16 protein-coding genes are annotated in these 18,994 nt (G+C 67.5%); 8 read left to right on the top strand and 8 right to left on the bottom strand.

The features are described 5' to 3' along the window. The first annotated feature begins 66 nt into the window (after window positions 1-66). The gene (locus tag ACXJKJ_RS02095; RefSeq protein WP_457324899.1) at window positions 67-348 is read left to right on the top strand and encodes a hypothetical protein; all 282 of its coding nucleotides are present in this window, start codon (window positions 67-69) and stop codon (window positions 346-348) included. A 136-nt stretch (window positions 349-484) separates the two neighbouring features. Here the strand turns inward: ACXJKJ_RS02095 and recQ are convergent, their stop codons facing one another. Further along, window positions 485-2,374: a DNA helicase RecQ gene (recQ, locus tag ACXJKJ_RS02090; RefSeq protein WP_457388870.1), complete on the bottom strand. Its 1,890-nt coding sequence runs from the start codon at window positions 2,372-2,374 to the stop codon at window positions 485-487. 29 nt (window positions 2,375-2,403) lie between these two features. Between recQ and ACXJKJ_RS02085 the strand changes: the two genes are divergently transcribed. After that, complete coding sequence (locus ACXJKJ_RS02085) at window positions 2,404-2,898, top strand: cupin domain-containing protein (RefSeq protein ID WP_457324901.1); 495 nt, start codon at window positions 2,404-2,406, stop codon at window positions 2,896-2,898. 253 nt (window positions 2,899-3,151) lie between these two features. Here ACXJKJ_RS02085 and ACXJKJ_RS02080 read toward each other — a convergent pair whose 3' ends face one another. Then, complete coding sequence (locus tag ACXJKJ_RS02080; RefSeq protein WP_457326125.1) at window positions 3,152-3,370, bottom strand: SlyX family protein; 219 nt, start codon at window positions 3,368-3,370, stop codon at window positions 3,152-3,154. Window positions 3,371-3,683: 313 nt separating this feature from the next. Between ACXJKJ_RS02080 and ACXJKJ_RS02075 the strand changes: the two genes are divergently transcribed. Continuing rightward, complete coding sequence (locus tag ACXJKJ_RS02075; protein ID WP_457388868.1) at window positions 3,684-5,165, top strand: 3-keto-disaccharide hydrolase; 1,482 nt, start codon at window positions 3,684-3,686, stop codon at window positions 5,163-5,165. 319 nt (window positions 5,166-5,484) lie between these two features. On the opposite strand, the gene pbpC is transcribed toward ACXJKJ_RS02075, so the two are convergent. Continuing rightward, on the bottom strand, window positions 5,485-7,812 hold the full coding sequence (gene pbpC, locus ACXJKJ_RS02070) for a penicillin-binding protein 1C (RefSeq protein ID WP_457389017.1): 2,328 nt from the start codon (window positions 7,810-7,812) through the stop codon (window positions 5,485-5,487). A gap of 143 nt (window positions 7,813-7,955) precedes the next feature. On the opposite strand from pbpC, the gene ACXJKJ_RS02065 reads away from it, so the two are divergent. The 4 genes from ACXJKJ_RS02065 (at window position 7,956) to ACXJKJ_RS02050 (ending at window position 10,895) form a co-directional block, all read left to right on the top strand. Next, a complete protein-coding gene (locus ACXJKJ_RS02065; RefSeq protein ID WP_457388866.1) occupies window positions 7,956-9,512 on the top strand; it encodes a DUF4331 domain-containing protein in 1,557 nt (518 codons plus the stop codon). A 20-nt stretch (window positions 9,513-9,532) separates the two neighbouring features. Further along, on the top strand, window positions 9,533-10,072 hold the full coding sequence (locus ACXJKJ_RS02060) for a PEP-CTERM sorting domain-containing protein (RefSeq protein ID WP_457388864.1): 540 nt from the start codon (window positions 9,533-9,535) through the stop codon (window positions 10,070-10,072). A 119-nt stretch (window positions 10,073-10,191) separates the two neighbouring features. Then, window positions 10,192-10,479, top strand: coding sequence for a type II toxin-antitoxin system Phd/YefM family antitoxin (locus tag ACXJKJ_RS02055; protein WP_056192548.1), 288 nt, complete (start codon window positions 10,192-10,194; stop codon window positions 10,477-10,479). Next, window positions 10,476-10,895, top strand: a complete 420-nt coding sequence (locus ACXJKJ_RS02050; protein WP_056191384.1) for a type II toxin-antitoxin system VapC family toxin — start codon at window positions 10,476-10,478, stop codon at window positions 10,893-10,895. The genes ACXJKJ_RS02055 and ACXJKJ_RS02050 overlap by 4 nt, the downstream gene beginning before the upstream one ends. Window positions 10,896-10,923: 28 nt before the next feature. On the opposite strand, the gene ACXJKJ_RS02045 is transcribed toward ACXJKJ_RS02050, so the two are convergent. Further along, window positions 10,924-11,304, bottom strand: a complete 381-nt coding sequence (locus ACXJKJ_RS02045) for a YfeK family protein (protein WP_056191382.1) — start codon at window positions 11,302-11,304, stop codon at window positions 10,924-10,926. Between the two features lie 64 nt (window positions 11,305-11,368). Between ACXJKJ_RS02045 and ACXJKJ_RS02040 the strand changes: the two genes are divergently transcribed. After that, window positions 11,369-12,481, top strand: coding sequence for an aromatic ring-hydroxylating oxygenase subunit alpha (locus tag ACXJKJ_RS02040; RefSeq protein WP_457388862.1), 1,113 nt, complete (start codon window positions 11,369-11,371; stop codon window positions 12,479-12,481). A gap of 43 nt (window positions 12,482-12,524) precedes the next feature. Here the strand turns inward: ACXJKJ_RS02040 and ACXJKJ_RS02035 are convergent, their stop codons facing one another. The 4 genes from ACXJKJ_RS02035 to ACXJKJ_RS02020 form a co-directional block, all read right to left on the bottom strand. Then, window positions 12,525-12,911 (bottom strand): type II toxin-antitoxin system VapC family toxin, encoded by a 387-nt coding sequence (locus tag ACXJKJ_RS02035; RefSeq protein WP_457354894.1) that lies wholly within the window; start codon window positions 12,909-12,911, stop codon window positions 12,525-12,527. Then, a complete protein-coding gene (locus tag ACXJKJ_RS02030; protein ID WP_457354896.1) occupies window positions 12,908-13,153 on the bottom strand; it encodes a type II toxin-antitoxin system Phd/YefM family antitoxin in 246 nt (81 codons plus the stop codon). The genes ACXJKJ_RS02035 and ACXJKJ_RS02030 overlap by 4 nt, the downstream gene beginning before the upstream one ends. 217 nt (window positions 13,154-13,370) lie before the next feature. Further along, complete coding sequence (locus ACXJKJ_RS02025; RefSeq protein WP_457354898.1) at window positions 13,371-13,700, bottom strand: hypothetical protein; 330 nt, start codon at window positions 13,698-13,700, stop codon at window positions 13,371-13,373. Beyond that, on the bottom strand, window positions 13,697-18,769 hold the full coding sequence (locus ACXJKJ_RS02020; RefSeq protein WP_457388860.1) for an alpha-2-macroglobulin family protein: 5,073 nt from the start codon (window positions 18,767-18,769) through the stop codon (window positions 13,697-13,699). The genes ACXJKJ_RS02025 and ACXJKJ_RS02020 overlap by 4 nt, the downstream gene beginning before the upstream one ends. Window positions 18,770-18,994 lie beyond the last annotated feature (225 nt).

Below are 18,994 nucleotides of genomic sequence, written 5' to 3'. Positions count from 1 at the left end.
AAACCCTTAGATCGGATGACCCCTCAAGAACACACTGGCGGCACACCAGAGAGAAAGAAGTCCGCCATGAACCGCATCAGCACCACCACCGCCGCCGCCCGCACCCGCCTGCAAGCCGTCAGCGCCGCCATCCTCGTCGCCCTGGTCGCCCTGACCGGCGCTACCTGGATGACGCTCACCGTGCCGGCCGAAGCGCCCGAAGTCGTCAAGCTGGACCGCGTGGTCATCAGTGGCGTGAGCACCCCGGAGCCGACGATTGCCCAGCTGCCCCGCGTCGTCATCGAAGGCCGCCGCACGCCGGATGCGACGCAAGTCGCCAGCGCCGACCTGACGGCCGCCGTCCGCTAAGCGGGCCGAGCGCCGGGCCGCTCCCTAGCCGGCCCGCACTGGCGATGTGCGTGTGGCTCAACGCCATACGCATCGCCGTCCCCTCGGGGACCGGCCAGACTGGCCTGCGTTCAGCAAGGCGAGACTGGACGAGGGGCTAACGCCCCAAGACGCGAAGGATCTCCCGGCCGTAGGCTTCGAGCTTCTTCGCCCCCACGCCGCTGATCTCCCCCAGTTCGGCCAGGTCCCCCGGCAGGACGCGGGCCATCTCCGCCAGCGTCGTGTTCTGGAAGATCACATAGGCCGGCAGGCCATGCTCCTTGGCCACCTCGGAGCGCCAGGCCTTCAGCGCCTCGAAGCGCTCATGACCTTCGGCATCCAGGCCCAGCGCCGGATCTGCCTTGGGCTTGGCACCGCCCCGCGACGTCTTTGACTTGCCGCGCGGCTTCTTCTCCTCGGCCTCGCGCAGGCGCAACTCCACCTCGCCCTTGAGCACCGCCCGTGCGCTGTCCTGCAAGGCCAGGGTATTGAACTCGCCCTCGGCGGCCACATGGCCCAGCGAGATCAGCTGGCGCAGCACAGCCCGCCACTGCTGCTCGGACAGGTCGGCGCCGCAGGCCCAGGTGGACAGCTTGTCGTGGCCGTATTGCCGAGTCTTGTCAGTCTCCTTGCCCCGCAGCACGTCGATCAGGTGGCCGGCGCCGAAACGCTCGCCGCGCTGGTGGAAGCGGTAGATGCAGCTCAGCAGCTTGCGTGCCGCCTCGGTGCCGTCCCAGGTCTGCGGCGGGTTCAAGCAGTTGTCGCAGTTGCCACAGGGCGTTGACGCTTCGCCGAAGTAGCCCAGCAGCCGCACGCGCCGGCAGTCAGTCGCCTCGGCCAGCGCCAGCAACGCATCCAGCTTGCCGCGCTGGCCCTGCTTGAAGACCTCGTCGGCCGGGCTGTCGTCGATCATGCGGCGCTGGTTGACGACGTCAGCCAGGCCATAGGTCATCCAGGCCTCGGCCGGCGCGCCATCGCGGCCGGCGCGACCGGTCTCCTGGTAGTAGCTCTCGATGTTCTTGGGCAGGTCCAGGTGGGCGACGAAGCGSACGTCGGGYTTGTCGATGCCCATGCCGAAGGCGATGGTGGCSMMCATGACGATGCCGTCCTCGCGCAGGAAACGGTCCTGGTGGCGGCGGCGCACGTCGGCGTCCAGGCCGGCGTGGTAGGGCAGGGCCTTGATGCCTTCGCTCTCCAGCCACACGGCCGTCTCGTCGACCTTCTTGCGGCTCTGGCAGTAGACGATGCCGGCCTCGCCCTCGTGCTCGTCGTTGATGAAGCGCAGCAGCTGGTCGCGCGGCGAGGTCGTCTTTTCGGCGATCAGGTAGCGGATGTTGGGCCGGTCGAAGCTGCTGATGAAGACGCGTGCGTCCTGCAGTTGCAGCCGCTGGATGATGTCGGCCCGCGTCAGGTCATCGGCGGTGGCCGTCAGCGCGATGCGCGGCACATCGGGGAAGCGCTCGTGCAGCAGACTGAGCTGCAGATACTCGGAGCGGAAGTCATGCCCCCACTGGCTGACGCAATGCGCCTCGTCGATGGCGAACATCGACAGCAGGCCGCGTTCGTGCAGCGAGGCCAGCTGGGCCAGGAAGCGCGGCGTCGTCAGCCGCTCGGGCGCGGCGTAGAGCAACGTCAGCCGCCCGCTCATCATCTCGCGCTCGATGCGGCTGGCCTCCTCGCCGGTCTGGCTGGAGTTCAGGAAGGCGGCGTGCACGCCGGCCTCCTCCAGCGCACCGACCTGGTCGTGCATCAGCGCGATCAGCGGGCTGACGACGATGGCCACGCCCTGTTGGCGGGTGTGGCGCACGATGGCGGGCACCTGGTAGCACAGGCTTTTGCCACCACCGGTGGGCATCAGCACCAGCGCGTCGCCGCCGGCGGCCACCTGCTGGACGATGTCGGCCTGCTGGCCGCGGAAGGCGGTGTAGCCGAATACTGCTGACAGGACCTGGTGAGCTGCGGATTGCAGGTCGTCGGAGGCTTGGGGAAGATGCAGGGGCGGATTCATTCAGCCGCCATTGTCCCAGGAGCTTCCAGATGCCCCCGTCCGATAAAGCCGCCGAATTGCGCGAGCGCCTGATCCGCAATTTCAATGACGCGCCGCGCGAGCGCTTTGTGCGCCCGCCGCGCTACGACACCGAGACCACGTCGCTATCCAAAGGCACCGCCGCCCAGCAGTTGGGCGCCAGCTTCGACATCCTGGCGCCCGGTCAGATGGGCTGCCCTTACCACTTCCACTACGCCGAGGAGGAGATGTTCATCGTGCTGCAGGGCGAGGGCACGCTGCGCGTCGCCGGCGAGCTGGTGCCCATCCGCGCCGGCGACACCATCAACATCCCGGCGGGGCCCGAGTACCCGCATCACATCATCAACACCTCGGACGCGCCGCTGCACTACATCAGCATCAGCACGCAGAAGGAGCCGGAGATCTGTGTCTACCCGGATTCGGGCAAGGTGGGTGCTTTCGCGCCGGGCCTGCGCCTGCTTCAAAAGCAGGACGCCGGGCTGGACTACTGGGTTGATGAGCCCTAGGAGCCTGTCGGGCTTTGGGTCGGGTGCGCGTTGGGCCTGCAAGGGGGCTCAGCCTAGGCGCAAAGCGGAGCTGGGCCGGGTGCCCAGCGAGCATTTGCAACGACGGATCAGCCCCCTTGCAGGCCCAACCCGAAGGGCCGGGGCGATTCGGCGTTGCCGACTCGTTGTGGGGGCCGATCCCACGCCTCGTCGGCGCCTTGCCTCGCCCCGCAACTCACCCCGGCGCGCACCCGACCCAAAGCCCGACAGACTCCTAGTAATGCGGCGGCAGCTCGTCGCGCGGACCGCGCATGCCGTCCGGCTCTGCCGCCGTGGCCCGGTTGCGCAGCTCGACCAGCTCACGCACCAGCCGGTCGATCTGCTCCTGCTGGCGCACGACGACCTGGTTGAGCTGCTCGACCGTGTCTTCGGCGAAGCTGGCCTTGATCTCGAGGTCGGTGATGCGTTGTTCGAGGGCTTGCAAGGTGTCCATGCCGGTATGGTGGCGCATTTCGGCGGGGTTGCGGGCCGAGTTGGGCGACGTACGCGCGCGGTGGAGCGGCTGGTTTGCGGCGGCGGAAATCGGCACAGCCTGAGCAAGCCTTCGGAAAGCGGCCGCTCAACGTTTGAACTTATCGGTAGTCACAATTGGCGACGCCCGCTTTCGCCTGTCCGTGCGATGGAAGGGCTAGGCGCCATCGTCTTCCTCACAAGACAGGTACTCAGCTACTTGGCCAACGCCTTCCACTTCAAATCCAACTTTCTGGGCCACCCTCCCGGGGCCCGCGCTTTCGGGGATGGGAAGAATGAACCTGATGTCGAGGCTGGTCTGCGCCAGCATGTGTTTGTTTGCCGGCACTGCCTTGGCCGCCGGCAACGCGGCGAACACCGCAACATGGAAGCTCATCTTCAACGGCAAGGATCTCAGCGGCTGGTCGGCGCACTACGCATCCAAGGTCAGCGCCGATACGCCGGCCGCGTCCAGCATCTTCGAAGTGAAGAATGGCGAGATCCACGCGTATCCCACGCACGTGGCGGGCACGCCCCAGCCGTTCGCGTACATCATCACCGACGCTGACTTCAAGGACTATGTGATCAGCCTCGAATACAAATGGGGCAATAAGAAGTTTCCGCCGCGGCTTCACGAAGTGCGCGATGCGGGCCTGCTGTATCACGTGTATCGCGTGCGGCCGTCAGACTGGCCGGCGAGTGCCGAAGCCCAAATCCAGGAAGGCGACACCGGAGATTCGTGGGCGATATCGACGCAAGCCTCGAGCTTCGTCGATCCGAAGACCGGCCGTTATGCACTGCCCGAAAACGGCGGTGTCCCCATCACGGGCGGCGAGAACGAGGGCTACCACCGTACGCGCCACGGGCGTGTCAACGAGCGTCCGGGCTGGAACACGCTCGAAGTCATCGTGCGCGGCGATCGCGCCACACACGTCGTCAACGGCGTCGTGAACATGCGCGTCAGCGAACTCAAGTCCTGGGATGCCGGCACGAGCAGCTGGGTCAAACTCGACCACGGCAAGATCGTGCTTCAAGCTGAAGGCGCCGAGGTTTTCTATCGCAACATCAAGGTTCGGGCGCTCACGGAGACCGACGACATGCTGCCTGCGCCTGCACTCAGCGAGGTATGGTTCCCGGTTCCACCCAAGGTGACGCCGGGCGCGGCGCCAGGTGCCGCACCGTCGGACGCCATCGTGCTGTTCGACGGCAAGAGCCTCGACGCATGGAAAAGCGCGAACACCGGGGCAGCCGCGGGCTGGAAAATTGACAACGGCGAATTGGTGGTCGGCCCGGGCACCGGCGACATCCAGACCCAACAGTCCTTTGGTGACGTTCAACTGCACCTGGAGTGGCGCGCGCCCAAACTTCCCGCCGACAAAGTGAGTCAGGATCGCGCCAACAGCGGCGTATTCCTGCAGGATGTCTACGAGGTTCAGATTCTCGACAACTTCGAGAACCCGACCTACGTGAACGGCATGGTGGGGTCGATCTACAAGCAGTTCCCGCCGCTCGTCAATGCCACTTGGCCAGCCGAGAACTGGAACACTTACGACATCATCTACGCCGCGCCGCGCTTCGCGGCTGACGGTTCGCTCATTTCACCGGCGCGACTTACGGTGTTGTTGAATGGCGTGCTGGTGCAGAACAACTCCGCGCTCAAGGGCGGCACCACCTACATCGGTACGCCCAGCTATCGAGCACATGCCGAAATGCCGCTGCGCCTGCAGGATCATGGGCATCTGGTCCGGTACCGCAACATCTGGGTGCGCAAGCTTTGATGGGGACGTTGCTGGTTTCCTGACAAGAGGGAGACCGGTTCGAAGTGCCCTGTTCTGCCCGGTACTGCCGTCCTCGGGCTGCTCACCGAAGTGGTGAACGGCGCAAAGTGCGCAAGGTGTTGAGGCATCGAGACTTTCAATGAGTTGCGAGCGGTCAACTGCCGGATCTAGGTTCAATGACCGTTGCCGCTGGTATCGGCCATTAGGTCGCGAGATCTGGGTGACAGCAGCCAGTCTGAAGCACGCGCCTGTTTACGCTCGCTGACGCCCGCGATCCAGCGCGGCGGCCGCCATGCTGCCTATGTGCCTAAACACCGCGCTATGGCGCCATCTGAAACTCGACCCGCGCCCAGTGCCCCAGCCCATCCATGACAGTGAGCCGGTGCGCGCCCGCGCGCTCCACGTGCAGCGTCTGTGCCGCGCCAGCCGTCGTGCTGGCCGCCATCCATTGACCATCAAGCAGCCACGTCAGCCCCTGCTGCGCGCCGATCGCCTGCAGCTTCAGCACGACCTCGCGCTGGCCCGGCGCCGGGCGCAGCACCGTGCCCGGCTCCAGGCCCACGACGCGCAGCCGGTTGGCTGCCAGCTGCTGGCTGGCGCAGCCCGGTCGCCAGGCCAGGCGCTCCAGCGGGTGGCGCTGCTCGGCATCGAGGAAAGGCCCGAGCAGCGCAGGCCAGCGCACAGCCTCAAAACGCTCGGCCTCGGGCGCGCAACCGGGTTGCACGCGCTGGCCCGCCGCCACCCAGACAGGCTCTGCCAGCGGCCCCGGTCGCAGCCGGTCGGGCAACGTCGGCGGCACGGCGCCGTCCAGCGTCCAGGCGATGCGACGCTGCAGGCACAGCGCGGGCTCGGTGGCGGCTTCGGCCAGGCCCATCGGCCAGCAGATGGGCACGGCCGCCACGCTGTCGGGCCGGCGGCGCGGCGCGAGCTGCTGGCGGGCCTCGTCGGGGCCCAGCGCCGCCGCCAGGTCGCGCAGCAACGGTGCCGCCGAGTTGGCGCCAAAGTGGCCGGGGTTGGGTGTGCCGTCGGGCCGGCCTATCCACACGCCGAAGGTGTAGCGGTCCGTCACACCCAGGGCCCAGGCGTCGCGAAAGCCAAAGCTCGTGCCCGTCTTCCACGCCACGCGCTGGCCGCTTTCGCGGAAGGGCGAGCCGGGCCGGCCGCCGTTCTCCAGGATCTCGCGCACGATGTAGGCGGCGCCCTCGCTCATCAGCCGCGCCTCCTTCAGCGGCTCGTCGGGCATCAACCGCGGCCGGGCCGCGATGCCGCCGCGCGCCAGCGCTGTGTAGGCGCCGACCAGTTCCTCCAGCGTCGTGCTGCCGCCGCCGAGGATGAGGCTGAGGTTGGGCGCCGCATTGGCCGGCATGCGCAGCCTCAGGCCCGCATGGCGCAGTCGGCCGGCGAAGCGCTCGGGGCCGAGGCGGTCGAGCAGGTCCACGGCCGGCACATTCAGTGAGCGCTGCAGCGCCTCGCTGACGCTGACGGGGCCCGAGAAATCGGCCTGGAAGTTGCCCGGCGCATAGCCGCCGAAGTTCTGCGGCGCGTCGATGAGCAGGCTTTCGGAATGGATCAGCCCTTCGTCCAGCGCCATGCCGTACAGAAACGGCTTGAGCGTCGAGCCCGGCGAGCGCTTCGCGCGCACCATATCCACGTGCGCCCCGCGGCGCGCGTCTGTGAAGTCGGCCGAGCCGACATAGCCGCGCACTTCCAGCGTGCGGTTGTCGACGACGAGGGCCGCGAGCGACACGGCATCGGGCAGGCTGTTGAGCCGGTCCGTCAGCAACTGCTCCAGCCGCGCCTGCAGGCCGGCGTCCAGCGTGGTCTGGATCGTCGCTGCCGTCTGACCGTGGCGTTTGGCATCCTGGCGCAAGCGCTCGGCCGCCAAGGGTGCCAGCCAGCGCGCGCGCAGCGGTGGCGCAAAGACGCGCTCCTGCTTGGCTTCGGCCACGTCGGCCGCGCTCCAGATGCCCAGCGTCTGCATGCGCGTCAGCACCTTGTCGCGCGCCGTCTGCGCAGCGGCGACGGCGCGGTCCGGTCGCAGCCGTGTCGGTGACTGCGGCAAGGCAACCAGCAGCGCAGCCTCGGCCTTGGACAGGTCCGCCGCGCCCTTGCCCAGGTAGGCCCGGCTGGCCGTCTCCACGCCCTCCAGCGGCCCGCCCATGGGCGCGAGGTTCAGGTACAGCGTCAGGATCTCCTGCTTGCTGCAGTGCAGCTCCAGCTGCAGCGCACGGGCGATCTGGCGCAGCTTGGCGGGAATGGTCCGGCCCGCCGCGCGCTCGTCCACGAGGCGTGCGACCTGCATGGTCAGCGTCGACCCGCCCGACACGATGCGCCCATGCCGCGCCCACTGCCAGGCCGCGCGCACCAGGGCCACCGGGTTCACGCCAGGATGCCAGCGAAACCAGCGGTCCTCGTAGTGCAACAGCGCCTCGGTGTAGTTGGGCGACACGGCTTCTGGCGTCGTCGGGTGGCGCTGCGCGCCGTCGTCACCGGGCCAGGCGCGCAGCGGCGTGCCGTCGGCGGCCAGCACGGTCAGCGTCGGCGAGTCGCTGGCAGGCGTGGGCAGCGGGCAGGCGAGGTCCAGCACCAGCACGACGGCGAGCAGGCCGGCAAGCGTGAGTTCTATGTGTCGGCGGGTGATGCGCATCGGCATGCCGAAGACGATAGCCGAACCTACCCCCTAGCTTGCATTGCATCCAGCCCGCCCGCGCTGCGTAAAGACAAGGCCGCAGCGCTGGTTGTGTCCATCTGTTTGCGGTTCCACCCACGACCCGTCCAACAGGAGATGCCATGAAACTGCCCACCCGCGCGCCGACCCTAGCGCTCATCACCGCCAGCGTTCTCGCCGGCCTGGCCGCTTTGCCGGCCCATGCCTCCAGCCACCGCGAGGCGCCGTCGATTGGCGGCATGCCGCGCGTCGATGGCACCGACTTCTACCTGTTCAACAGCTACGAAGGCGTGGCCGCCAACGGCAGCGGCGGCCGTGCCGGCTATGTGACGCTGATCGCCAACTACCTGCCGCTGCAGGATGCTTATGGCGGCCCCAACTACTTCAAGCTGGACCCGAACGCGATCTACGAGATCCACGTCGACAACAACGGCGATGCGAAGGAAGACATCACCTTCCAGTTCAAGTTCATGAACACGCTCAAGGGCATCACCCTGCCCATCGGCAACCAGGTCGTGCCCATTCCGCTGACCCAGGCCGGCACGGTGAGCGCGCCCAATGCCGCAGCCCTCAACGTCAACGAGAAGTTCGCCCTGACCCTGATCCGCGGCGACCGCCGCACCGGCACGGCCAGCCCGGTAGCCAACCCGGCCGGCGGCACCTGGTTCGACAAGCCGGTGGACAACATCGGCACCAAGACGATTGCAGACTACCCGGCCTATGCCGCCCAGCACATCTACAGCGTCAGCCTGCCCGGCTGCGGCTTCCCGGCCAAGGTCTTTGTCGGCCAGCGCCAGGAGGCCTTCGCGGTCAATCTCGGCCCCATCTTCGACCTCGTCAATGCCGACGTTGGCGTCATCACCAACCGCAGCCTGATCAACGCGGCGGCGGTCAATTCCATCCAGGACAAGAACGTCACATCGCTCGCGCTGGAGGTGCACAAGAGCTGCCTCACGCAGGGCAACGAGACCGTCATCGGCGGCTGGACGACGGCCAGCGTGCGCCAGAGCCAGATCGTCAACGCCGCACCGCCCAGCGGCTACGACGCGGCCGTGAAGACCGGCGGCGCCTGGGTGCAGGTCTCGCGCCTGGGCAACCCGCTGGTCAACGAGGTCGTCATCGGCCTGGCCGACAAGGACAAGTTCAACGCCTCGGTGCCCACGGGCGACGGCCAGTTCGCCACCTATGTCACCAACCCGACGCTGCCGGCCCTGCTGTCGGCCGTGCTGCCCATCGGCAACGCCGCCCCCACCAACCTGCCGCGCCTGGACCTGGTGACCACCTTCCTGACCGGCATCCCCGGCGTGAACCAGCCGGCCAATGTGGTGGGCTCGGAGATGCTGCGGCTGAACACGGCCATCACGCCGCGGCCGTTTGCGATGCAGAACCGCCTGGGCATCGTCGGCACACTGCGCGATGGTGAGAACCCGCCCGACCTGGCTGGCTTCCCCAATGGCCGCCGGCCCAAGGACGACATCGTCGACGTATCGCTGGCCGCCGTCATGGGTGGCCTGTGCTGGCTGAACAACGGCGGCGCGCTGTTCGGCCCGGCCTGCACCCGCGCCGTGGTGCCGCTGGGTGCCACCTCACTGGAGCTTCACGACGCTGTCGACCAGGCCGTGGTGCCGCTGCTGCCCGGCTTCCCGTACCTCAACACGCCCAAGCCGGGCGCGAAGTGAACCCTTCCAGGAGCAAAGCCATGAATCGATTCCTCGGCGCCGTGGCCCTCGCGGCCGCGATGTGCAGCGGTGGGGCGGCACACGCCGGCCTCGTCACCTTCGACAACCCCGGTGTGATCGACATCGACAACAACACCGGCATCGCCACCTACGGCGAGGCGGGCTTCGTCATCAGCGGGCCAGCCACCAGCTTCCTGCCGCTGGACGGCGCGATGGTGGGCGGCTTCGACACGACGCCCTTCATGCTCAGCCTGCTCGGCGGCGGTGGCTTCGGGCTGCAGTCGCTGGACGTGGCGGCCTACGACCTGGGCTTCGGTCCAGGCACTCTCGCTTTGGTCGGCCTGCTGGGCGGCACGCAGGTGGCCTCGCTCAGCGTCGACCTGGCCAACCCGGGCAGCGTGGTGTTCGACAGCAGCTGGGCCAACCTGACGTCGGTCAGCTTCTCTGCCAGCGGCGGCTTTGCGCTCGACAACATCAGCTCGGTGCCAGAGCCGGGCAGCTTTGCGTTGGCGGGCGCCGGGCTGCTGTTGATCAGGGTGGCTCGCCGGCGGCGGCGCTGATCGGCGCGGCAAGGGCTGGGGCCGGCCGCGTTGTCTGGACGAGCCGGCGCAAACGCACGGCTTGAACTTTCTCGTTGACCCATATATTCTGGTCAACCTGACCAGAAATGGAGCGCAACGTGAACCCAGCGAAACCCGAAAGGCCGGCCAACCCGAGGCACTGGGTATTGCAGGACGCCAAAGCCCGCTTCAGCGAGCTGGTGCGGCGCGTCCACAGCGAGGGGCCGCAACACGTCACCGTGCACGGCCGGGACGAGGTGGTGGTCATCACCCTGCAAGACTTCCGCCGCCTGCAGGGTGAGCGCACCGGGCGCGACCTCATCGAGGTCATGCAGGCCTCGCCGTGGCGCGATGTCGATCTCGACGTGAGCCGCTCGCCCATGCCCGTGAGGGATGTGGAGCTGTGACCGGTTACCTGCTGGACACCAACGTCATCTCCGAGCTACGCAAGCCCCGGCCCGAGCTTCGCGTGCTGGAGTTCGTGGCCGCGCAGGCGCTGGAGAACCTCTACATCAGCACGGTGACGCTGGCGGAAATCCGCTTCGGCATCGAACGAGTCCCCGATGCCGGCCGCCGTGCCGAACTGAGCGCCTGGCTCACGCACAAGGTGAGGCCGATGTTCGAGCACCGCGTGCTGCCCGTATCGGAAGACGTGATGCTGGTGTGGCGCCTGCTTGTGGACGCCGGGCGCAAGGCCGGGCACACCTTCTCCCAACCCGACCTGATCATTGCCGCCACCGCAGCCCACCACGGGCTCACCGTGGTGACGCGGGACGTTTCGGAGTTCGAACACGCCAAGGTCCCGGTGCTGAACCCCTGGTGATAGCGGTCGAATCTCGCCGGACGACGAGCTAGCGAGCGCTGGACGCCGCCCGCGCCGCACGCACCTGCTGAAGTTCGGCCTTCAGCCACTGCGCGCTCTCCACCGGCGCCTTGCCGGCACAGCGCACCAGATACGGCTTGCCGCTCATGCTGCTGGTGGCCGCGCCGCGTTCGATGAACTGCTCGGCCGTCTGCACCATGTCCTTGCCTTCGAGGACCTCCAGCTTCTTCAGCAGATGCGCCCTAGCCTCGGCGCCGGCATACCAGCTGCCGTTGCGGTTGAACTCGCAGCCGGAGGCCTGCAGCCGCGTCAGCAGCGCGTCGACCTCGGCGCGAGCGACGGGTGGCAGCGGTGCGGCGTGGGCCAGGCCGGCGGCCAGCGAAAGCAGAAGGGTGAAGGCAGTGCGCATGAGCCGGATGCTACGAGGACAAACACGTGTCCGACCATAGCGGCCGCGAGGGTAAAACTGCCTCATGAACGACACCTCGCAACGCTGGCAGGTCCACCCCGAAGTCGCACGCGCCGAGACGCTGGACAAGGCCTTCTACCTCGACCCCGCCGCGCAGCGCCTGCAGTACGAGCGTGTGCTCGCGCGCAGTTGGCAGTGGCTCGCTGATCTGCATGGCGTGCAGGCGCCGGGCAGCCTGCAGCCCGAGACGCTGCTGCCGGGCAGCCTGGACGAACCCCTGCTGCTGTCGCGTGACGCGGCCGGTGCGCTGCGCTGCCTCAGCAATGTCTGCACCCACCGCGGCAACCTGCTCGTGCAGCAGCCTTGCCAGGACGCGGCGCAGATCCGCTGCGGCTATCACTCGCGTCGCTTCGAGCTGGACGGCCGCATGACCTTCATGCCCGAGTTCCAGCAGGCGCTGGACTTCCCCCGCCCCTGCGACAACCTGCCGCAGCTGCCGCTGCAGGACTGGGGCGGCCAGGGCTTTGTCGCGCTGGAGGAACCGCTCGCCAGCTTCGACGCCTTCTTCGGCCCGGCCATGCAGCGCCTGCACTGGCTGCCGCTACAGGACTTTCGCCTGGACGCCAGCCGCAGCCGCGACTACGAGTTCGACGCGCACTGGGCCCTCTACGTCGAGAACTACCTCGAAGGCCTGCATATCCCCTTCGTGCACCCGGGCCTGACGCAGACGCTGGACCTGAGCCAGTACCGCTACGAGCTGCACGAATGGAGCAACCTTCAGCTCGCGGTGGCGCGGGCCGATGAGACTGCCTTCGAACTGCCAGCGGAGGCGGCGGAGTACGGCCAGCGCATCGCCGCCTACTACTGGTGGGTGTTCCCCAACCTGATGCTGAACTTCTACCCCTGGGGGCTGTCGCTGAACCAGGTCACGCCAATCAACACGACAGGCCCGGCGCGAACGCGCGTGCGCTTTCGCAGCTACGTCTGGAAGCCCGAGCTGCTGGGCAGCGGCGCCGGCGGCGCGCTCGATCAGGTCGAGATGGAAGACGAGGCCGTCGTCATGACCGTGCAGCAGGGGCTGCGCTCACGCTTCTATCAACGCGGGCGCTATTCGCCGACGAGGGAGCAGGGGGTGCATCACTTTCATCGGTTGATTGGGCGGGCGATGGGGGCTTGAGGCGATCACCTGGCCGCATCGAAAGCCACGAATCCCGCCTGCGTCAGACGAGGATGACCGTATCCGTGTAGCGCGCCAACGTGGCGTCATGTGTCAACAGCCGCAGCGGCTCGGTCAACGCTTGGGCGGCCAGCAGCCGATCAAACGGGTCCGCATGATGGGCCGGCAATTCGCCCACCGCCGCCGCATGCTCACCCGATACGGCCAGCAGCTGAAAGCCGGATTCCTCGAAGTAGGCCAGCGCTTGGGCTCCCGAGACCGGCATGTCACCGCGCCCCAGCGAGTGCTTGATCGAAATCTCCCACACCGACGCAGCGCTGACCCAAGCCGTATTGCCCGGCGCCAGGATGAGTTCGCGTGCCCTGGCCGGCAGGCGCGGGCTGTCCGCGATGGCCCACAGCGCGATGTGGGTGTCCAGCAGCAGGTTCACAAGCCGGACACGCCGAACAGTTTTGCCACCTCGTCGTTGTGGGCGTCGATGTCGTCGGGCACCTCGATCAACCCCTTGGCGACGCCGATGCGCGCGGCCGGCGGACGAGCTGACATCGCCACCAGCCTGGCCGCAGGCCTGCCGTTGCGCGCAATGACGATCTCCTGCTCCGCGCCGCTTTCCACGGCCTCCACCAGCCGGGAAAGGCTGGACTTGGCTTCGAGCATGTTGACGGCGTTCATGGGTGCAGCTTGGTTGGCTAAGTCTGGCTAATCTAGGCTAGTAGCTGAGTGGCGTCAAGCTCGGTAGCTTGGGGTAAGCCACGCGAGCCCCACGCATGCTTGGCGGTCAGAACCGTTGGGGTTCACTGCGTTCACCCCGACCTACCGCGCTTGGCTGCAGCTTCTGTCGGGATTCACTGCGTTCATCCCATTAACCTACCGGGCTCAATCGCCACCATCATGGATCCGCCTGGTTTGAGCCGTCGGGCGCGACAGCTTCATTTGCCGTTTTGTCAGGCAATGGCGCACCGGGCTCCGCTGCACTGGGCGGCCGCGGATTCGAGTCGTGAAAACCATAGGCTGAGATCCACCACACACCCACGACAAATACAAGAAGGACGAAAAGTACCACCGGCCAATGCAAGATCAAAAACAGCAAGCCATCCAGATCCACAGGAGATGACGTTCCCGCCCGGCAAGTCCGCGGAAACGCCGCCGAAAACGTAAAAACACTTGCCGGAATGGTGACGGCAACAAACCAAGAGGCCAGACGAAGCTTCGCGTTCATTTCTTGTCCACCACCGTGATCTCCCCTTCGGCCTTTCCAATCCCTCTCACCTCCGGCCGATACATATCCTCCGCAAACGTCGCCGGCACCACGTACTTGCCCGGAGTCACGGCTCGCACGAGGTAGAAGACATCCAGCGTCTGCCCCAGGGACGCGGCGGCGACGAAGCGGTCGTCGCGGTACTCCATGTGGACGATACGTTCGTTGGCGTTGGCCTGGGCGATGTTGACCCCCTCCACCGTGAACTCGCCGGCCTTGGGGCCTTGGCTGAGGTTGAGGTTCTCGATCTCGAAGCCCGCTGGGATGCGGTCCACGATCAGGCCGTCCTTGATGGACTGCGGCGCCTTCACGCGCAGGCGCACGACGAACATCTCGCCGGTGGTGAACTGCCGTGCCGTCACCGGCTTGCCGTCAGTCGTGAACATCGCGCGCTCGACCGAGATGCGGTCGCTGGTCGGCGCCAGTGGCTTGGTCGGGTAGCCCTGGGCGGTCACGTCGAGGTACAGCGGCGCCGCGCCCTCGTTCTTCAGCGCGATGCCCGACTTGAGCTTGGCGAGCTCGAAGCTCTGCTGGCCCACGCCGCTGCCGGTCCAGGCGTCGGCCTTGGTGCCCACACTCAACGCAGTCTTCCAGCCATCGTCCTTGCCTGCGCCGTTGGTGGCGGCCTGCACGGCGAGGAAGAGGGCCAGGCGCTCCTGCGTCGAGTAGTAGTTGCGGCGGCTGAAGTCGTCGGACAGGTCGAACAACAGGTTCTCGCGCTTCTCGTGCGTGACCTTGTGGCGCAGCAGCAGCGCATAGGCCAGGGCCCGGTCGCGCACGCGTGAGCCGTAGTCGCCCAGCCACTGGCTCCACCAGTAGTTGTTGGGGTCGTCGGGCTGGTAGCCGTAGCCGCGCTGCATCGCATCGTCCAGCGCGACCTTGGCACGGCCCTCGTCGCCCATCAGCTTCAGCGCGAGGCTCAGTTGCACCAGCGGCAGCGGCGACAGCGCATGGCTGCGGTACTGATCGTGCAGCGTGCGCAGCGTGGCCAGCGGCGCCTTCTGCTCGCGGGCCAGGATGTAGCCGGCGTGCGCGGCCTCGGCGAAGCGCTGGTGGGCGATGCGCATCGTCTCGGCGTCGCGCCAGTCGGCAATGCGGCCCTTGTCGTCGCGCTTGGGCTCCTTGGCCGGCGTGGTCTGCTGGGCCGGGGCGCGCTGGAACTGCTCCAGCAGGTTGTCCAGCGAGCGCTTGAGCATGGCCTCGGGCACGGCGAAACCGGCATCGCGCGAGTCCTGCAGGAAGCCGGTCACGTAAGCCGACAGCCAGCCCTCGTAGGGACTGCTGGACGCCCACAGCCCATAGCCGCCCTTGGGCTGCTGCATGCTGGCCAGGCGAGCGAAGGCGCTGTCCAACCGTTTCGCGCGTTCTTCTCGAGGGACTGGCGTCATGCTCCAGCGCTTTGCCGCCTCGTCGTCGATGAAGACGAGCGGGTAGGCGCTGGACGTCGTCTGCTCCAGGCAGCCATAGGGATACATCAAGAGGCCCTTGACCTGGTCCTTGATGTCGATGGGCGGCGTGTTGGACACACTCAGCGCCACACTGGCCGTGCCGGCCCAGAAGGCGTCGAGCAGTGCCTTGTCCAGCGTCTGCGTGGCGCCGGGCTCCAAGCGGATGCGCCGGCTCTCGCGCACCAGTGGCGTGATGGGCTGCACCTGCAGCGCCTCCTCGCGCGTGATGCTCAGCGGCCCCGCCGTCACCTTGACCTCGATGGGCGCCAGCCCCGAGGCATCCAGGGCCTCGGCCTGGAAACGCAGGATCTGGCGCTGCTTGTCGGCCAGCTTCAGGCTCTCGGCACCGCCGGTGATCTTCAAGGGCCCGCTGGAAGTGACTGACACCTTCACGTCCTGCGCCGCACCACTGAGGTTGGTCACATCTAGAGCGATGGTCGCCTTGTCCCCCGGCGACACAAAGCGCGGCATGTTCAGCTCGGCCACCAGCGGCGCGGCGACAACCGTCTCCGCCTGGGCCGACGCATAGCTGTCCGCACTCGACACCATCGCCATCACGCGCAGCGTGCCGTTGAAGTCCGGCAGCTTCAGGTTGATGGTCGCCTCGCCCTTGGCATCGAGCTGCACCGGTCCGCTGAACAGGTCCACCAGCAGCACCTTGCGCGGCATGGACTGCGAGTCGCGCTTGCCGGCGTCGCCGCCGAAACGCTGCTTGGCCACATTGCCTTCCATCTTCTCGATGAGGCGGCCATAGAGGTCCAGCATGTCGGCGCCGTAGCGATGCTTGCCGAAGAAGAAGTCCTGCGGATCGGGTGTCTTGTAGTTGGTGATGTTCAGGATGCCGACGTCCACCGCCGAGACGGTGACGATGGCGGGTTTGCTGGCCAGGGCCGGCACCTTGACGCTGACGGGCAGCGACACCGACGGCTGCGTCTTGGCCGGCACGGTCAGTGCCAGCTTGGGCTTGCGGTCCTCGCGGTTCAGCGGCAGGTGCACCAGGCCCAGCGCGCGGGCCGGCGTCACCTTGTCGCCCTGGCTGCCGGGGCGGAAGGCGGCCACCGTGATGTAGAGGTCGTGGCGGGCCCAGCTCGCGTCGACGGGAATCTCGATGTCCGTGCCGCTGGCCTTCACGCCGATGCGCTTGGTCCACAACACGCGGTCGCCTTCGACGGTGACGATGGCCTCGCCGTCATGCGGTGGCTTGATGGCCAGCTTGGCCACGTCGCCCGGCTTGAAGGGCGCACCCTGCAGCTTGAGTTGCACGCGGTCGGGCCGGTTGCCGATGTCGTCGGCGTCCTGGGCGCCATAGCCGGCGTAGAAGCCATAACGCATCGTCAGGCCGGTGTCGGGGTCCTTCACCTCCAGGCGGTAGCGGCCCCAGCGCACGGGCAGTGCGATCTTGGTGCGCTCCTTCAAGGCCAGGCTGCGCGCCTCGACCAGCTCCTCGTTGACGTTGAAGCCCGAGTTCCAGCCACGGCCGTCGTCATAACGCCAATACCACTGGCGCTCCTCGTAGATGAGCTTGAGCTGCACTTCCTTACTCGGCTTGAAGTTGCCGCTCGAGTCGACGCGCGCCAGCTCGAACTCGGCCAGGCCGTTCTCGGCCGACACATTGCGGTCGAACAGCGGCCGCGCGCCGACCAGCACGGGCGCCGGCCACCACGTGCGCTCGATGGCGCGCACGACCGGCCGGCCGCCGGACTCCAGCAGGCTGAAGGCCGCGTGAACGCGCATCGGCGACTTGCGCTCACCGAATGCCGTCGCGATCTTCATGCTGGCCTTGCCTTCGGCGTCCAGCTCCTGCTCTTCCAGGTCCTGCCGGTTCTTGGCCTTGTCGTCGGCCAGGTCGCCAAAGATGAAGCCGGGCAGCTTGGCCGGCAGCGGCATCAGGAGGCGCTCGGAATAGGCGCTGCCCTGCAGCCGGTTGCCGCCGGCGGGTGCGCCGTAGAGGTAGTCGCCCTGGGCCTGCACCGTGATGCCGCCGTCACCGTTGAGGGTGCCCTCGGGCGCGGTCAGCGTGAGCTTCATGCGCTCGGGCAGGAACTCCTCGACCTTGAAGGCCCATTGCGCGTCGGGGGTCTTTGCACCGGGGTCGACGCGGGCCTGGATGGTCCAGCCACCGGTGGGCGCGTCAGCCGGCAAGGTGATGCCTTGCTGGTAGTAGCCAGTGCCCGTCTTGCCTGGCTGCACGAGTTGCTCGACGAGCTTGCTGCCGTCGGGCTTCTTGACGGTCAGCGTGATCGGCAAGGGCTTGGGCAGCGGCTTGCCGTCGGCATCACGCGCCAGCACGGACACCTGGAAGTTCTCGCCCGGCCGATACAGGTCGCGGCCGGCGTAAACGAACAGCTTGTTGCTGCGCGAGGGGTGGCCGGTGGCGTCGAACTCGCTCAGGTCCAAGGCCGCGTCGCGCAGCGACAGGATGGACATCTCCTTGCCTTTGCGCGCCAGCACGGCGCGTGCCTTGTCGCTGCGGCCGGTGAACACGGCGTGGCCGTCGCCATCGGTCTGCGCCTGGGCCAGCGCCTTGCCGTTCTCATCGACCAGGCTGAGCTCCACCCCTGACAGCGCTCCGCCGCTCTTCAGGGACGTGGCGAACACATCCATCTGCTCGGCATGCCGGCGCAGGTGCAGGCCGACGTCGGTGACGTAGTAATGCGTGACCTGGTAGTCCCAGCCGAAGCGGCCGGGCTGGTTCATGATGGCCACGTAGATGCCGGGCTCCTGCAGCTCCTTGATGCCTTCCACGGGCAGGAAGCTGACGTTGCGCCGGTTCGGCCGTGCATCGGTCGTGAAGCGGCCGAGGTAGACGCTGTCGCTCATGGCGCGCAGCTCGTCCAGCACCCAGCCGCCCACGGTGCCCTTGAGCCGCCGCTGGTTGTCGTTGTAGCCGTCGTAGTAGTAACCGCCCTCGCCGTCCTCTTCGCCAGAGTTCACCTGGCGCTCGCGCCGGCCGCTGACCTGCTCCAGGAAGGCCGGCAGCGAGGCCGGCTTGATGCGCAGGAACTGCACGTCCACTTCGGGCGTGTTGATGGTCACGACCGGCAAGCCGCCGTTCTGGCCGGCCGGCAGCACCAGGCCGCGGCTGGCGAAGTAGTAGCTGTCGGGCATGGTCTCGCTGACAGCCTCGCACTTCTGCGCGGTCGCGAGCTTGGCGCCGGTTTTCGCCCCCAGCTGGGCGTTGAACGCGAAGCGAAAGCTGCGGTCCGGCGTCACGAAGGGCAGGTAGAGCACGCGGGGGTTGTCGCCCAGCACCCAGCGGGCGGCCAGCGGCTTGAAGCTGGCGTCCGGCGCCGGCTCCTTCTTGCCGTCGGTGGTGGTTGGCGCGGCGCCTTCCTGCGCGCTGACGAGGGCGCCGAAGTCCTGCTTGCTGTCCAGCGGCTGCGTGAAGCTCAGCGCGATGGCCGGCGAGCCGTCGAAGAGTCGGGCCTTGCAGTCCAGCAGCGCAAAGGCCGCCTGCTCGCCACCGATCTCGGCGCTGCTGGGCAGGGCCGGTTGCCCGAGCTTTTGCGACGCCCACCAGCCGCCGCCCACCACCGCCACCACACCCACCAGGGCCGTGACGGCCTTCTTCCACGCAACCATCGAATTCCTCCCCGCAATTTGGCGAGGAGTTTAGGTAGCGATCAGCGGCTGTCCACGGAAGGTTTCTTCTCGCCGCGGGCGCTGATCGAACCCTTGGTGCCGCGGTTCGTCATCAATAGGTAGCTCGCCGTCCTAGGGGGATCGGCGCCACATCGATTGACCCTCCCCAAGCGCAGGCGTAGAAAAGCCTCGGCCCGCAGTTCGCCGGGCGGTCAAGGAGTGGCT

This window comes from Roseateles sp. P5_E1 (assembly GCF_054049335.1).
The sequence above is the reverse complement of the archived record's forward strand: the minus strand, read 5'-3'. Positions and strand labels throughout refer to the sequence as shown.

Coding starts and splice junctions, on each gene's coding strand:
- ACXJKJ_RS02040 (WP_457388862.1), top strand. CDS start 11,369: ATGAACGACACCTCGCAACGCTGGCAGGTCCACCCCGAAGTCGCACGC.
- ACXJKJ_RS02080 (WP_457326125.1), bottom strand. CDS start 3,370: ATGGACACCTTGCAAGCCCTCGAACAACGCATCACCGACCTCGAGATC.
- ACXJKJ_RS02085 (WP_457324901.1), top strand. CDS start 2,404: ATGCCCCCGTCCGATAAAGCCGCCGAATTGCGCGAGCGCCTGATCCGC.
- ACXJKJ_RS02065 (WP_457388866.1), top strand. CDS start 7,956: ATGAAACTGCCCACCCGCGCGCCGACCCTAGCGCTCATCACCGCCAGC.
- ACXJKJ_RS02095 (WP_457324899.1), top strand. CDS start 67: ATGAACCGCATCAGCACCACCACCGCCGCCGCCCGCACCCGCCTGCAA.
- ACXJKJ_RS02030 (WP_457354896.1), bottom strand. CDS start 13,153: ATGAACGCCGTCAACATGCTCGAAGCCAAGTCCAGCCTTTCCCGGCTG.
- ACXJKJ_RS02045 (WP_056191382.1), bottom strand. CDS start 11,304: ATGCGCACTGCCTTCACCCTTCTGCTTTCGCTGGCCGCCGGCCTGGCC.
- pbpC (WP_457389017.1), bottom strand. CDS start 7,812: ATGCGCATCACCCGCCGACACATAGAACTCACGCTTGCCGGCCTGCTC.
- ACXJKJ_RS02075 (WP_457388868.1), top strand. CDS start 3,684: ATGAACCTGATGTCGAGGCTGGTCTGCGCCAGCATGTGTTTGTTTGCC.
- ACXJKJ_RS02025 (WP_457354898.1), bottom strand. CDS start 13,700: ATGAACGCGAAGCTTCGTCTGGCCTCTTGGTTTGTTGCCGTCACCATT.
- ACXJKJ_RS02060 (WP_457388864.1), top strand. CDS start 9,533: ATGAATCGATTCCTCGGCGCCGTGGCCCTCGCGGCCGCGATGTGCAGC.
- ACXJKJ_RS02020 (WP_457388860.1), bottom strand. CDS start 18,769: ATGGTTGCGTGGAAGAAGGCCGTCACGGCCCTGGTGGGTGTGGTGGCG.